The organism is Streptomyces sp. NPDC043996, from assembly GCF_056435225.1.
The window spans coordinates 299686-314878 of sequence record NZ_JBWKEY010000004.1; the positions used below are offsets into that span (position 1 = coordinate 299686).

11 protein-coding genes are annotated in these 15193 nt (G+C 72.2%); all 11 read right to left on the reverse strand.

Features of this window, described 5'->3' with window-relative positions:
* Nucleotides 1–3: 3 nt before the first annotated feature.
* The 11 genes from AC07A4_RS12185 to asnB are packed head-to-tail and all read right to left on the reverse strand — an operon-like array spanning nucleotide 4 to nucleotide 15191.
* Complete coding sequence (locus AC07A4_RS12185) at nucleotides 4–1287, reverse strand: DUF4910 domain-containing protein (RefSeq protein ID WP_478596521.1); 1284 nt, start codon at nucleotides 1285–1287, stop codon at nucleotides 4–6.
* Nucleotides 1275–2300 carry an NAD-dependent epimerase/dehydratase family protein gene (locus AC07A4_RS12190; RefSeq protein WP_478596524.1) on the reverse strand — a complete coding sequence of 342 codons (1026 nt, stop codon included), beginning with the start codon at nucleotides 2298–2300 and terminating at the stop codon, nucleotides 1275–1277. Before AC07A4_RS12190 ends, AC07A4_RS12185 begins: the two co-directional genes overlap by 13 nt.
* A 3-nt stretch (nucleotides 2301–2303) precedes the next feature.
* Nucleotides 2304–2954, reverse strand: coding sequence for a PIG-L deacetylase family protein (locus AC07A4_RS12195; protein WP_478596526.1), 651 nt, complete (start codon nucleotides 2952–2954; stop codon nucleotides 2304–2306).
* Nucleotides 2951–3745 (reverse strand): glycosyltransferase family protein, encoded by a 795-nt coding sequence (locus AC07A4_RS12200; RefSeq protein WP_478596529.1) that lies wholly within the window; start codon nucleotides 3743–3745, stop codon nucleotides 2951–2953. Before AC07A4_RS12200 ends, AC07A4_RS12195 begins: the two co-directional genes overlap by 4 nt.
* Entirely contained in the window at nucleotides 3742–4995 is a 1254-nt protein-coding gene (locus AC07A4_RS12205) for a methyltransferase domain-containing protein (protein WP_478596531.1), read from the reverse strand. Before AC07A4_RS12205 ends, AC07A4_RS12200 begins: the two co-directional genes overlap by 4 nt.
* A gap of 3 nt (nucleotides 4996–4998) precedes the next feature.
* Nucleotides 4999–6273 carry a glycosyltransferase gene (locus AC07A4_RS12210; RefSeq protein WP_478596533.1) on the reverse strand — a complete coding sequence of 425 codons (1275 nt, stop codon included), beginning with the start codon at nucleotides 6271–6273 and terminating at the stop codon, nucleotides 4999–5001.
* Between the two features lie 8 nt (nucleotides 6274–6281).
* Nucleotides 6282–7556 (reverse strand): O-antigen ligase domain-containing protein, encoded by a 1275-nt coding sequence (locus AC07A4_RS12215; protein WP_478596534.1) that lies wholly within the window; start codon nucleotides 7554–7556, stop codon nucleotides 6282–6284.
* 1 nt (nucleotide 7557) lies between these two features.
* Nucleotides 7558–9084: a right-handed parallel beta-helix repeat-containing protein gene (locus tag AC07A4_RS12220; RefSeq protein WP_478596536.1), complete on the reverse strand. Its 1527-nt coding sequence runs from the start codon at nucleotides 9082–9084 to the stop codon at nucleotides 7558–7560.
* A gap of 14 nt (nucleotides 9085–9098) precedes the next feature.
* Entirely contained in the window at nucleotides 9099–11066 is a 1968-nt protein-coding gene (locus tag AC07A4_RS12225) for a heparinase II/III family protein (RefSeq protein ID WP_478596538.1), read from the reverse strand.
* Entirely contained in the window at nucleotides 11063–13246 is a 2184-nt protein-coding gene (locus AC07A4_RS12230) for a bi-domain-containing oxidoreductase (protein WP_478596541.1), read from the reverse strand. The genes AC07A4_RS12225 and AC07A4_RS12230 overlap by 4 nt, the downstream gene beginning before the upstream one ends.
* Before the next feature lie 16 nt (nucleotides 13247–13262).
* The gene (asnB, locus tag AC07A4_RS12235) at nucleotides 13263–15191 is read right to left on the reverse strand and encodes an asparagine synthase (glutamine-hydrolyzing) (protein WP_478596544.1); all 1929 of its coding nucleotides are present in this window, start codon (nucleotides 15189–15191) and stop codon (nucleotides 13263–13265) included.
* Nucleotides 15192–15193: the final 2 nt, after the last annotated feature.

The window sequence follows — 15193 nt, forward strand, 5'->3', positions numbered from 1 at the left end:
GCGTCACGCTTTGATCAGTCCGGCGGCGTCCAGGGCGTCGGCCGCGGCGGCGACGGCGCCGAACGGCAGCCCGGACCGCTCGGCGACGTCCAGGAGGCTGTGCTCGCCGTCGGAGAGGCTGAGCACCCACAGCATGGCCATCTGGGCCTCTTTCGCGTCGCTGCGGCCGCCGAGCGAGTCGTAAAGACCGCGTCGGCCGAGCTGGGGTTCGCCGTACGGGCTGAGGTTGCGGTAGCGGCGGTCGCGGTCCAGGACGGCGAACGCCTCGCGGCAGACGGCGAGCGTGTCCGCCATCGCCTCCGGGGAGACGAAGTCCGGGTTGTCCGCCGAGGTGTGGTATTCGGGGTAGCCCGCGTACGGGGTGCGGCTGAGCGAGCCCACGCCGAGGTCGAACCCGGGTGAGCAGTACTGCCGCTCGTCGTAGCCGTACGGGGTGAACTCGGTGATCCGGTGCGGGCGTTCGGAGGTGGCCAGGACGTGCCGGAGGACCCGGTCGATGTCCGCGTCGCCGCGCCTGCTCTGTTTGTACGTCAGCTGACCCTTGTCTCCGGCGCAGGCCAGGACCAGGCCGTGCTTGACCTTCTCGATGCGCTCCGCGTTGCGGGCCAGCCAGGTGATGGCCCCGATGGTGCCGGGCGCGTAGATGAACCGGTAGGTGTAGTACGGCGTTTCCTCGGCGAGGGCCCGGGCCAGGAACGTGGCCACGGCGATGCCGGCGAGGTTGTCGTTGGCCAGCGACGGGTGGCAGACGTGGCAGGAGACGATCACCTCGTCGGAGACCTGCCCGGGGACCACGTGCTCGGCGTAGGTGAGGTGGCCGTCGGCGAGGGTGGAGTCGACGCGCACCTCGTACTCGCCGTCCGGCAGCGCGTCCAGGGTCTCCTGGGCCAGGCAGAATCCCCATTCCGGGGTGTAGTAGCTGGTGCGGTAGGGCACCCAGGCCGGGTGGTCCGGCAGCGTGTGCAGGTGCGCGCGCAGCTCGGACAGCGGCATGGTCCGCGCCACCGGCACGCTGTAGCCGAGCACGTGCAGGCTCGACGCGGCGAAGTCGACGACGCGGCGGCCGGAGGCGTCGGCGATGTACGCGTCGCGGATGTTCCACTCCTGGGGCACCGTCCAGTCCAGGACCTGCGTTCCGGTGGCCACCTCGTGCACCTGGAGCGGGACGTACTCGCCGACGATGTCCAAGGTGGCGCGGACGCCGTCGCCGGTGATGCTCCGGCACAGCGGGTAGAGCCGCTCCACCAGCTGGTGCATCCGCGCTCCGAGGGCGGTCATCGGCGCCACCGCAGGGTGTCGTCGACGGCGCCGTTCTCGGAAGCCGCGCGCAGCACGGCCAGGCGGGTGAAGCGCCGCTCGAAGTCCTCCCGGGTCAGGCCGAACTTCCGGTAGGCGTCGGCGAGTTCGAGGGCGCCGCGCTTGACCGTCCACTCGCAGTCGAAGCCGGGGATCGCGGCGCGGAAGCGGGAGAAGTCCACGCGGTACGAGCGCGGGTCGGCGCCGGTCTCCCCGGTGATCACCACCTTCGCGCCGGTCACCGCCTCGGCGACCTGCTCGGCGATCTCGGCGACGGTGACGTTGTTGGTCTCGCTGCCGATGTTGAACGCCCGGTCGTGCACGGCATCGCGAGGCGCGGTCAGAGCGGCCGTGAAGGCCCGTGCGATGTCGGCGGCGTGCACGAGCGGGCGCCAGGGGGTGCCGTCGGACATCACCAGGACCTCGCCGGACAGCAGGGCGTGGCCCACCAGGTTGTTCAGGACGATGTCGGCGCGCAGGCGCGGCGAGTAGCCGAAGGCGGTGGCGTTGCGCATGAACACCGGGGTGAAGTCGCCGTCGGCCAGGGCGTGCAGGTCGTCCTCGACGCGCACCTTGGACTCCGCGTACGGCGTCACCGGGCGCAGCGGGGCGTCCTCGCCCACCAGGTCACCGCCACCGGCGGCGCCGTACACGGAGCAGGTCGACGCGTACAGGAAGCGCTTGGCTCCGGCGTCGCGGGCGAGGCGGGCCAGGTGCACGGACGCGTGGTGGTTGATGTCGTAGGTGAGCTCCGGCGCGAGGGAGCCCAGCGGGTCGTTGGAGAGCGCGGCCAGGTGGATCACGGCGTCCACCCCGGCCACGTGCTCGGCGGTGACGTCGCGCAGGTCGACGCGGGGGCCGGGCGGGTCCGCGGGGGCCGGGCCGAGGACGCAGTCGGCGAACAGGCCGGAGTCGAGGCCGACGACGTCGTGTCCTGCGGCCTTCAGGACCGGGGCCATGACGGTGCCCAGGTAGCCCTGGTGTCCGGTGAGCAGTACGCGCATGGTTCAGTTCCCCAGGTTCAGAGTGAGTTTGGTGACGGCGTACGCCTCGGCGTAGCGCGCGTGGCATTCGATGCCGCGGATCCGCGCGAGGCCGAGGAAGGCCTCCCGGTCGTACCAGGGCCGGTGCCGCTGCGAGGGGTAGTGCTCCTGCAGCAGCCGGACCTTGTCTTCGGCGATCTCCGTCGACAGCGGCTGGTACGCCGACGGGCGGCCGAGGTCGCCGTCCCACTTGACGATCTCGTAGCCGAGCACGAGGTGGTCGCGGAACGCGGTGGTCATCAGCTGGGCCAGGCCGCGGTGGTCCTGGTGCGCGTCGTCGGTGCGCGGCGCGAGCACCAGGTCGGGCTCGGTGCGCGTCCGCAGCTCCTCGACGGCGGCCTTGGCCTCCTCCCAGTGCGCGGGCATCCGGCCGTCGGGCAGCTTCAGTACGGTCAGGCGCAGGTCGGCGCCGGGGCAGAAAGCGGCGAGCGCGGCCTGTTCCTCCTGCTCGCGCTCGCTGCCGCCGCCGGAGAGCACCAGCGCGTCGACGCGCAGGCCCGGCCGCGCGCGGCACATCGCGAGGAGGGTGCCGCCCGCGCCGATGGCGATGTCGTCGCAGTGCGCGCCCACGGCGACGATCTGGTCCAGGCGGCGCCCGGCGCCGAGCCGGATCACGCGCTCACCCCCGCGCCGTCGCGCTCCCACACGGCCCAGGGGCGGTCGCCCCGGGCGTAGGCGGCATCGAGGGCGGCGCGTTCCTTGACGGTGTCGGTCGGCTTCCAGAAGCCCCGGTGCTGATGCGCCACCAGCCGTCCCTGCTTGGCGAGTTGGGCGCAGCCGTCGGCGACCAGGTCCCCGTTCCCGGGGATGTGGTCGAAGACCTCCTGGCGGAGCACGAAGTAGCCGCCGTTCTCCCACAGGGGCATGTCGCTCACCGCGGTGATGCCGCCCACCAGGCCGTCCTCGCCGAGCTCCACGCAGTGGAACGACGACTGCGGCGGCACCACCATCATCGACGCCCCGGCGTCGCGCTGGGAGAACCGCTCGATCATCTCGGGCAGCGGGGCGTCGGTGAGGACGTCGGCGTAGTTGGCGAGGAACATCTCGTCGCCGTCCAGGTGGTGGCGCACCCGGCGCAGGCGTTCCCCGATCGGTGACTCGATGCCGGTCTGCGCGAACGTGATCGTCCAGTCGGCTATGTCGGTGGAGAGCAGCTCGGTCCTCCCGCCGCGCAGCACGAAGTCGTTGGACGTGGTCTCCTCGTAGTGGAGGAAGAAGTCCTTGATGTGGTGGGCTCCGTAGCCCAGGCACAGGATGAACTCCTTGTGCCCGAAGTGCGCGTAGTAGCGCATGACGTGCCAGATCAGCGGGCGCGGGCCGACCATCGCCATCGGCTTGGGCACGTCGTCCGCGGCGCCGCTGCGCATCCGCATCCCGTAACCGCCGCAGAACAGGACGACCTTCATGCTGTGACCTCTCTCGCGACGCCGGCCTCGACGATGCTCAGTTCCGGGATGGGGAAGACCAGGCGGCCGCCCCAGTCGTGCACGAACGACAGCTGCTCGACCAGTTCGTCCCGCAGGTTCCACGGCAGGACGAGGACGTAGTCGGGCTTGTCGGCGGCGATCCGCTCGGGCGGCAGGATCGGGATGCGGGTGCCCGGGGTGAACCTGCCGTGCTTGTAGGGGTTGCGGTCGACGGTGTACGCGAGCAGGTCGGGCCGGATGCCGCAGTGGTTCAGCAGGGTGTTGCCCTTGCCGGGGGCGCCGTAGCCGACGACCGTCTGGCCGCGCTCGGCCGCGGTGATGAGGAACTTCAGGAGGTCCCTGCGCACCTTGGCCACGCGGGCGGAGAACTCGGTGTACCCGGACAGCTCCTGCAGCCCTGCGGCCTTCTCCCGCGCCAGCACGTCGGCCACTTTCTGGGACGGCTCGCCCGCGGCCTCGGCGGGCCGGGCCCACAGCCGGATGGAGCCGCCGTGCGTGGGCAGCAACTCGACGTCCACGAGGGCGAGTCCGCCGCTCGCCAGGGCCCGGATCGCGGCCGCGACCGTGTAGTACTGGAAGTGCTCGTGGTAGATCGTGTCGTACTGGTTCTGCTCGATCAGCGTCAGCAGGTGCTGCACCTCGATGGAGACCCAGCCGTCGTCGGCGACCAGGGAGCGCAGCCCCTGGGTGAACCCGACGACGTCGGGGATGTGCGCGTACACGTTGTTGGCCACGACCAGGTCCGCCGGGCCGTGCTCGGCGCGGACGTCAGCGCCGGTGGCCGGGGTCAGGAACTCCGTGAGCGTGGGCACGCCCGCCTCCCGCGCGGCGGCGCCCACGTTCACCGACGGCTCGACGCCCAGGCAGCGGATCCCCCGGTCCACCACGTGCTTGAGCAGGTAGCCGTCGTTGCTCGCGACCTCCACCACGAAGGCGTCGGGGCCAAGGCCCACGCGCGCCGCTGCGTCCGCGACGAAGGTCCGCGCGTGCTCCACCCAGGACGTCGAGAAGGAGGAGAAGTACGCGTACTCCTTGAACGTCTCCTCCGGCGTGATCAGCGGCGGGATCTGCGCGAGCCAGCAGTCCGTGCAGACCCGCAGGTGCAGCGGGTACGCGGGCTCGGCCTCGTCCAGTTGGTCCGCGGCGAGAAAGCTCTCGCACGGCGGGGTCGCCCCCAGGTCGACGACGCTGGCCAGCGCCGCCGAGCCGCAGAGTCTGCATCCTGTCATCTGCTACTTCCCCCCAGATCTGCTCGCGCGGGTGCCCCACCGCGAGCGCGTGTTTCCGTTCCTTGCCGGCGGCGCGCCGTCCGCGCCGCCCCACCGGTCCGCTATCGCGGCGCGGTACCCCTCCTCCAGGCGCTCCAGGCCGACGGCCGGGCTGAAGCCCCGCTCGTAGCGGCGCCGCGCCGCCTGGCCCATCTCCTGGTTGCGGCCGGGATCGGTCGCGAGCTCGCGCATCCCGGACGCGAGCGAGGTGACATCGCCCGGCTGGTGGAGCAGCCCGGTCACGCCGTCCTCGATGAGTTCGACGAAGGCGCCGTGACCGGCGGCGACGGCCGGGACCCCCGCCGCCATCGCCTCCGCGACCACCAGGCCGAACGTCTCCAGGGCCATCGACGGAGCCACCACGGCGACCGACCGCGCGACGGCCTCGCGGCACTCTCGCGGGTCAAGGAGTCCGGCGTACCGCACGTCGTCGCGGCCCGCCGCCCAGTCACTCACCTCCCGCTCCAGCGGCCCCGCACCGGCGAGCATGAGCGGTACGCCCACGCCCCCGGCCGCGGCGGCCTCGTCCCACGCGGCCATCAGCTGCCGTACGCCCTTGGGCTCCGCGAGCCTGCCCAGGAACAGCACGTGCTCGCCCGCGCCCTTACGGCGGGCGCCCGGGTCGGGCACGAAGTTGTGCTTCACCGCGAGCCGCTCGGGCGGCATGCCGGACCGCACCAGGACGTCGCGCTGCGCCGCGGAGATGCAGAAGAACCGCTCCACGCCGGTCCACCAGCGCCGCCGGTTGATGAGGAGGCTGGCCGCGAGCGGCACCGTCGCCAGGCGGGAGTCGCGGTAGCAGCCGTGCCGGACGGCGGGCAGCGACGCCGCGGAGCCGACGCACTCGGTGCACTGCTTGCCGTCGCGGTGCAGGGTGCCGGGCGGGCACACCTGGGTGTAGTTGTGCAGGGTCGCGACGACGGGCACGTCGGCGTCGGCGCAGGCGGCGATGACCGCGGGCGACAGGAGCGGGAAGACGTTGTGCACGTGCACCACGTCCGGCCGCTCGGCGCGCAGCCGGGCGGCGAGCTCCGTGCGGACCGCCGGGTTCCACGGCACGAGCAGGGGCACCGCGGCCTTGCCCAGCAGGGAGCGGGCGGCGATGTCGTCGCTGCGCCGTTCGAAGACGTCGACGCGGTGTCCGGCCGCGCGCAGCAGCCCCACCTCTTCGTCGACGACTCTGTTCTCCCCGCTCGGCTGCTTCGAGGAATAGCGGTTGTGCACGACGCACACGTGCATGCTGGGGGTCACCTCCGGGCCCATCGCGGGATACGTCGTCGCGGCACGAGGGCCGTCGACAGGGGCGTGGCCTGGGCAGGTGCCGCGAGCAGCGAGGCGGCCAGGGCCAGGTGCAGCAGATACGCCGAGGCGTCGCCGAGACCCGCCTCGGTGTACGACGAGATCGCGCAGTAACTGATCAGGAAGATCGCGCAGGCCCTCTGCACCGACGGCGGCCGCAGCAGCGCGACGCCGCCCAGGACGGCGATCATCACCGCGACGAGGGTGACGCCGATCAGGCCCTGCTCGTGGTAGACGGCCAGCCAGCTGTTGTCGATCGGCAGGCCGCCGAACGACTTGTCGCTCAGGCCCACGCCGAAGACCTTCTCGCCGGTGGACCGGGGCGCGGCGAGCAGCGCGTCCCAGACCTTGGCGCGGCCGGTGAGGTTGGACAGGCTCTCCTGGTCCTGTCCGCGCAGGTACCAGGACTGCAGCGCGGAGCTGAACGCCGCCGCGGCCACCGCGGCGCACACCACCGTCCAGGCGAAGAACCGGCGGGCGGCGGCGCTGGTCAGGACGAGCGAGCCGATCGCGAGGACGAGCCCGATGAGCAGGCCGAGCGTGGCCGTACGGGTATGGGTCAGGACGAGCAGGACGAGCGACGGCGCGATGATCAGCGCCGCGCTGCCCTTGGTGGTGTGGCGGCCGAGCAGGAGCAGCACGGTGAGCCCGATGATCACCGCGGCGTACTGTCCGATCTGCGGCGGGGTCAGCGGCCACAGCGCGCCGACGAGGCGGCCGCCGTAGTACTCGGGCATGGCGGTGCCCGGCGCGACGGCCAGGCCCGCGGCCACCAGGACGAGGACCGCGAAGTACATCCGGATGTGGTAGCGGACGAACGTCAGGTCGCCGTTCCACCAGCGGCTGAGCAGCCACAGCGTGCCGACGAACAGCGCGAGCCGGGTGCAGCGGAACAGCGCGCCGTACCCGACCTCCAGGTTCGCGCTGGAGATCACGCTCGGCACCAGGAGCAGGGTGAGCAGGAACACGAAGGCGCTGGGCCGCACCCGCAGCCGCGGGTTCAGCGCGAGTGCCAGGGCGAACGCGCTGACCAGGGCGCCCATGGTGGCCATCTGGATGAGGGAGCGGGGCAGCGGGATGACGGTCTTGGCCCCGGCGGAGCCGAGCGTGTTCAGGGCAAGGAGCGCCCAGACGATCCCGACGGCCTTCGGGGTGGCGCCGGGGTGTGCGTCCGCGGTGTCCGGTCGGCCCGGCGGAGCGCCGCGCGCGAGGTCTCGGGCCATCTCAAGCACCGGCCTGGGTGTCGAAGGTGCTGCCCGCGTCCTGCCGGTAGGGCGTGCTCTGCCACTGCCCGGAGGTGAGCTTCCGGCCCGGGTCGCCCGCGACGAAGCTCCACGGCCCGCGGTAGACGTTGCCGTGCCAGCGGTTGCGCTGCTTGTGGGTGATCGCGTCGGCCACCCGCTTGCCCTTGTACGGCGACCACTTGGGATAGGTGCCGTAGTTGGCGAGGACCGCCATGCGGCCGCACTCCGCCGCGCACTTGACGACGGCAGTGTCCAGGAGGAAGCGGTTGCCGTGGATGTCCACGCGCTGGGTCTTCCACCGGCAGTCGGCGTAGAGCGGCTGGGTGGTGATGCCCGGGCGCGCGCAGCGGTCGGTGTCCTTCACCAGCAAGGTGCAGTAGCCGGTGGAGGTGTTGGCCGGGCTGTTGCAGAACCGGTCGGCGTTCTCCCACAGGGTGATGCCGTTCCAGTTGTCCTCAAGGACGTTCCGATAGATCTCGATCTTGCTGGTGCGGGCGTTGATCCGTGGTTCGCCACCGGCCTCGGAGATGTAGATGGTCGCGTGCGGGAAGTCGTCGTCCCGGTCGGCGGAGGTGCGGCCCTGCACCCAGTTGTTGCGGCGGATCGTGTTGTTGCGGATGACCGCGTTGTAGCTGGTCTCGTACATCAGCGCGGCACCGTCGTTGGCTTCCAGGACGTTGTTCTCGAAGCGGAAGTCGTTGTTGTTGTTGTCCGCCCACAGCCCGACGCCGCGGTTGTCGTGCACCCAGTTGCCGCGGATGTCGGCGCCGTTGACGGCCCAGAACTTGATGCCGCCGGTGCAGCCGCAGCCCGGCCGCCGCCGCTCCCAGTCGTCGGTGTTGTTGCCGACGATCTCGTTGCCCTCGACGACCAGTCCGCGGATGGAGTCACCGGTCTTGTACGCGTTCATTCCGTACTGTCCGTTGTCGCGCAGGCAGCTGGCGCGGACCCGCTGGCGGGCCCCGGCCATCAGCCCGGCGCCGGAGTTGTACTGGATCTTCGTGTGCTCGATGACCCACCCGTCGGCCATGTCGTGGTTGACGACGCCCTCGTCGTGCGGCGCGACGAAGCGCTCCACGGTCAGATGGCGGATGGTGACGTCGCGGGCGGTGCCGCTGAACGCGTACTGGTTGATCTTGCGGCCGTCGAGCACCGCGCCCGGCGCGCCGAGGTAGCGGTTGCCCTGCTTGGTCATCACCTGGGCGTAGCGCTCGGGTTCGAGCCGGTGCTTGCCCGGCGCCAGCCAGAAGGTGGTGTTCGGGGGGTTGTCCTTGGTCTTCTCGGCCAGGTCGCCGACCACCGCCGGGTCGACGGTCACCGCGCCCGCCGGTGCCTTCGCCGGACCGGCCGCGGGCTTGGCGCACACCCGGGCCAGGGACCGGGCCGTGGACGTGGACGGCCCGGTGGTCGGCTCCGGCCGCGCCTGCGGAGCGCGGTCGCAGCCGGTCGCCGCAAGGACGACAAGCGCCAGCGCCGCCGCCGGTACCCCCCAGTGCCGCCACGTCATCACCACGCGCCCCCTTAGCCGCGGAACCTGAGTACGGTGGTGAACCCCTGCGCGCCGTCGGCGAAGCCGGTGCCGACCAGCGTGGTGGCGGGTTCCTTGCGCCCGAACCCGGCGGAGTACCAGCCGAGCGGCGGCTCGCTCTCGCCGCGGTGCGCCCGCCAGGTCAGCTCCCCGGGCAGGTCGAGCACCGCGGAGCGGACCTCGCCGTCGCGGGTCCAGGTGAGCACGGCCCAGTCGCCCATCAGGTCCGCGGCGATCGCCGGGCCGAGGTGGAAGGCCAGGCGCACGGCCCGGCGCGGCCCGCGCACCTCGTCGACCACCCGCAGTTCGTGGCTCGCGGCCGTCAGCTCCACCCGGCGGCGGTGCACGGAGTTCTGGTAGCCGTCGTGTTCGGCGCTCCAGCGGGCCACGCCCTCGGCGTCCGGTTCCGCGGCCAGGACGCGGGTGCGGGCGTGCCGGGTCCACAGGAACGGGCCGCCGGAGACGGACTGGTCGCCGCCGTCCAGCTCCAGGGTGTTGTGGCCGAGCGTCGACCGGAAGTACTGCCGCCACTGGGGCTGCCCGTGGTAGCAGTACGTCCCCGGGTCGGCGAGCACCTCGACGCCGTCGTGGCGGACCTCCACGGACAGCGCGTCCGCGTGCGCGTGCGCGGCGATGGACAAGAAGCCGTGCGGGCCGCCGTCGCAGCGGCACCAGATCTCCCCCGGACCGCGCAGGATCGTCATGCCCGCGTCCGCGAAGTGCCCTGGTCGGCTCGGTGGGCGCCGTGTGCCCGACGCGGTCGCGTCCTTGCCGTACGGGCGGATGAGCGCGGCGAGCAGCGGGGTGCGCACATCGCCGCCGGTCACGTCCGGCCACCAGTCGAGTCGGCCGAACACGGCGTCACCGGTGGCCAGGAGCGAGGCCCAGCGGTTGGTGCCCGTGCCGTCCACGACCAGACCGTGGCCGTCGTCGGCGTCTCCCTGGCGCGGCGGCCGCAGCCGGTTGTCCACGATGGCCGCGAGCGCGTCGGTCATCCGAAGCAGCATCAGGCGCAGCGAGGCGGGCACGGGCACGTCGGCGGCGTCCGCTTCGGCCACCGCGGCCAGGCCGAGTTCGAGGACGAGTCCGTGGTACTCGGTGGCCAGCTCGCGGTTGAGGCCGGAGGCGTAGGTATTGGCGCGCAGCTGCCGCTCCAGGGAGCGCAGCGCGTCGTCCCGCCAGCGCGCCGAGGACGGGAACCAGCCGAACGCGCAGGCCGCGGCGAACTGCCCGGCGTCCTCGGCGATGACGTGGTTGTTCGCCGAGGAACCGCGGCTGGGGAAGGCGGCGAGCCAGCGCTGGTGGTGCCAGATCTGGTGGTGCGCCACCGGGTTGGACTCGAACAGGGCGGCCGCGCCCGGCCAGCCGTCGAGCAGTCGGCGGATCCACACCCAGGACAGCAGCCGGATGCCCAGCTCGATGCCGCTGATCCAGTGCACGCCGCGCAGCGGCGGGTTGGCCGCCCACCACGACCGCAGGTGCGCGGCCACGCGCTCGGCGTACCGCTCGTTGCTGGTGACCGCGTAGGCGGCGGCGAGCACGGTGAGGTACTGGTGCCGGGACAGCTCCCAGATCTGCTTGATGTCCCCGACCGCGTCCTCGTCGCGGTAGGGCACGTCGAAGGCGTAGCCCCACGGGGCGCGGCGCCCCGTCTTCGGGTCGCGCCACCAGTCGGGGTCGGCCAGGTCGTCGCGGTCGACGCCGAAGTACTCGACGTGCCCGGCAAGGAGCCGGTCGGCCTCGGCGACGAGGCGTTTCGCGGCGTCCGGGGGCACGGCGGCGAGCGTGCCCGCGGGCAGCACCGCGGTGAACCGGGCGCCGCTCACGGTCGGGCAGTGGGGCCGCGCCGACCGCCACCGCCGTCTGCGCACCGTGTCGCTGACCCGGCCGCCGATCTCCCGCGGTCCCATGCGGGATAAGCGCCGCAGGTACCAGCCCGCGCTCCCCGAGCTCACCGTCATCGCGTCCTCGCCAACGTCACCGGCGTGCCACTGGCAAGCCCGGTCTGGACGGCGAGGGTGGCGGCCGTGGTGGCGACCAGGGAGTCCAGCGGCACCGGCATCGGCCCGCCGGTCCGCACGGCCTTGATGAACGCGGCCAGTTCGGCGTTCTGGCCCTTGTCCCGGGCCTTGGGCAGGCGCGAGCTGACCCACCGCTTGCGGCCGTAGACCGAGGCGCGGACGAAATCGTCGAGCCGCAGGGCGCGGCCGTCGGCGACCAGGTCGAGGGTCTCCTTGGGGAGGCTGGCCGGGCCGCTGGTGACGTAGCTGATGGTGGCGGCGGACCCGTCCGGGTAGTGGAGCACGACCTGCAGGTCCTCGGTGCCGGACGGGGCGGTGGCGTACACCGCTACCGGGTCGGCCCCGAGCAGCCAGCTCGCCGTGTCGATGAAGTGTCCGCCCTCACCGGCGAACCGCGAGCCCTCGGTGCCCTGTTGGAGGTACCAGCTGCCGTGCTGCAACCGGCCCGCGTTGACCAGATAGCGCAGGCTCGCCGGGCCGCTGCGGGCGCCGAAGCGCTGCTTGGCCTCGCGCAGGAGCGGCGCGAACCGGCGGTTGAAGCCCACCTGGAGGCGGTCGTTGCCGGACTCCTCCACCGCCGCGAGCACCCCGGCGAGATCGTCCTGGTCAAGGGCCAGGGGCTTCTCCACGAACACCGTCTTGCCCGCCAGGAGCGCCTTGCGGGTCAGGTCGGCGTGCGAGCTGTGCCGGGTGACCACGAACACCGCGTCGATGGACTTGTCGCCGAGCACGGCGTCGAGGTCGGTGGTGGCCTCGGCGAAGCCGAACTTCCGCTGGGCGTTGGCCGCGGAGAGGGCCGTCGTGGTGACGACGGTCGACAGCTCGACGCCGTCCCGCTCGGCCAGGTGCGGAAGGAGCATCGACGTGGCGTAGTTGCCCGCGCCGACGAACGCGAGCCGCACCGGCGCCGCGCTGGCCCGGGCCGGGGTGGACACGCCGCGCACGCGCGGCTTCACCACGGGCACGGCCACCTCCGGGGCCTTGGCCTCCTCCGTGTGTTCGGGGTAGCGGAACAGCACGGCCACGGCCTTCAGGTCGCCGTCCTTCAGGCGCTGGTACGTCTCGACGGCGTCGTCGAAGTCGGCGATGTGGGAGACCAGCGGCTCCACGTCGACGCGGCCGCGCGCGGCGAGGTCGAGGAAGCACGCCAGGTTGCGGCGCTCGGTCCAGCGCACGTAGCCGATCGGGTAGTCCCGCCCCTGGAGCTCGTACTCCGGGTCATAGCGCCCGGGGCCGTAGCTGCGGGAGAACCGGACGTCGAGTTCCTTCTCGTAGTACGCGTTCCACGGCAGGTCAAGGCGGCACTTGCCGATGTCGACGACCCGGCCGCGGTCCCGGCTGAGCTGGGCGGCCAGTTCCACGGGCTGGTTGCTGGCGCCGCCCGCGGCCAAGTACACCTGGTCCACGCCGTGGCCGTCGGTGAGCTCGGCGACGGCGCTCTCCACGGCCGCGTCGGCGGGATCGCCGCAGGCCGCGGCGCCCAGACGGAGCGCGAGTTCGCAGCGCGCCGGGTCGGGGTCGACCCCGACGACGCGGACGCCCGACGCGGTCAGGAGCTGCGCCACCAGCTGCCCGATCAGGCCGAGGCCGATGACCAGGGCCACCTCGCCGAGCTGCGGCTCGCCCTGGCGGACGCCCTGCAGCGCGATCGACCCGACGGTGCCGAACGCGGCGTGCCCCGGCGCGAGGCCGTCCGGCACCGGGGTGTAGAGGTTCTTCGGCACCCAGTTCAGCTCGGCGTGCAGGGCGTGCTCGTTGCCCGCGCAGGCCACCAGGTCACCGACCGCCACGTCGTCGATCCCGGCGCCGACCTGCTCCACGACCCCGCACAGCGAATAGCCGAGCGGCGTGTAGGAGTCCAGCTTGCCCATCACTTTGCGGTAGGTGGCGGGCAGCCCGTTGGTGGCCACGCTCTGCATGACCTTGGCCACCTGGTCGGGACGGGAGCGGGCCTTGCCGAGCATCGACATCCCGGCCTCGGACACCTTCATCATCTCGGTGCCGGTGGAGATCAGCGAGTAGGCGGTCCTGACCAGGACGCCGCCCGGCTTGCACCCCGGCACCGGCACGTCGAGGACCGCCAACTCGCCGCTCTTGTAGTTCTGCACAACCTGTTTCACCGAAGTCCCCTTGTTTCTACGCCGTAGCGTTCTGCCCGGACCCGGAGGTCGCGCCGCGATACCAGTACTCAAGCGTCAGCACATGCCACAGGTGCTTGGAGAAGTCCCGCTGCCCGGCGGCGTCCTCGGCGACCATGCGCGCGAGCGCGTCGCGGCGGAGGAGACCGGAGCCCACCAGCACCCCGTCGTTGACCACCTCGCGCACCAGCGGCGCGAGGTCCCGGCTCATCCAGGCCCGCAGCGGAGCGCTGAACAGGCCCTTGGGCCGGTACACGATCTCCCGGGGCAGGACCGACGTGGCCGCCTCCTTCAGGACGGCCTTGCCCTGCCGTCCGACGATCTTGCGTTCGCCGGGCACGGCGAACGCCGCCCTGACCACCTCGACGTCCACGTACGGCACCCGCACCTCGGTGGAGGCGGCCATGCTGGAGCGGTCGGTGTAGGTGAGGTTCAGGCCCGGCAGGAACATCCGGGCGTCGCCCAGGCACATGCGGTTGACGAAGTCGTCGAGGTCGTTGTCCTGGTAGACGTCGGCGTGCTCGGTCAGTACGTCATCGACCGTGCCCGCCAGGTCCGGATCGACAAGGGCGAGCAGTTCGTCCTGGTCGTACATGGTGTAGCTGCGCCGGAACGCGGTCTCCTCCGGCAGGTCGGCGAAGGAGAGGAACCGCTTGGCGAAGCGCACCGACCGGTACCCCCGCCGTGCCGTGGCGACCGGCAGCCGGTCCACGGCCCTGGACAGCCCGCGCCGCAGGGGCCGCGGGACGCGCTGGTAGCGCAGCGCGAGCACGTTGGCCAGGTGCTTGCGGTATCCGGCGAACAGCTCGTCGGCGCCCATCCCCGACAGCATCACCTTGACCCCGGCCTCCCGGGCGGCCTGGCAGATCAGATAGGTGTTGATGGCGGCGGGGTCGCCGATCGGCTCGTCCAGGTGGTACGTCATGTGCGGCAGCAGGTCGAGCACGTTCGGCGCGATCTCGATCTCGTGCAGGTCGACGCCGAACCGCTCGGCCACCTGCCGGGCGTAGCGCAGGTCGTCCGGCATCGCCTCGAACTTGGCGTCCTCGGCGCGGAATCCGATCGTGTAAGCGGAGATCCCTGGCTGGTGGCGGGCGGCGAGGGCGGTCAGATAGCTGGAGTCGAGACCGCCGGAAAGGAACGTCGCCACGGGCACGTCGGACAGCAGGTGCTGCCGCGTCGACTCCTCGACGATGGCCGCGAGATCGGGCAGCTCGCCGTCGCGGGCCCGCTCCCGGCCCTCGGCGGCGACGTCCTTCAGGTGCCAGTACCGGCCGCGTTCCACCCGGCCGTCGGCCCGGCACCTGAGCCAGCTCCCCGGCGGCAGCTTCTCCGCCTCGCGGTACGCGCAGCGCGAGTCCGGCACCCAGTAGTAGAGGAGCGAGGCCACCAGCGCCGCGTGGTCCACCTCCAGCGTCCCGCCGGTGGCGGCGGCGAGCGCCTTGAGCTCGGAGGCGAACACCAGGCCCCCGCCGCGCCGCAGCAGGAACAGCGGCTTGATGCCCAACTGGTCCCGGGCCAGGACCAGTTCACCGGTGCGCTCGTCGAAGATCCCGAACGCGAACATGCCGCGAAGGCGGGGCAGACAGTCGGTGCCCCAGCGCCGCCAGGCCTCCAGGACCACCTCGGTGTCGGAGGTGCCGCGGAAGCGCACCCCGGCGGCGGCCAGTTCGGCCCGCAGTTCGGGCGCGTTGTACAGCTCACCGTTGTACGTCAGGGCCAGACCGCCCGAGACCATCGGCTGGGCGCCGGTCTCGGACAGGTCGATGATGGCCAGGCGGCGGTGCCCGAGGTGCACCTCGCCGTCGCCGGCGGGGTGGCTGTAGCGGCCCGCCCCGTCCGGGCCGCGGTGGGCGAGGGTCTCGGTGATCCGGTCGGTGACGACCTTCCCGTCCGGCCATCGGTACGTGCCTGCGATGCCACACATGT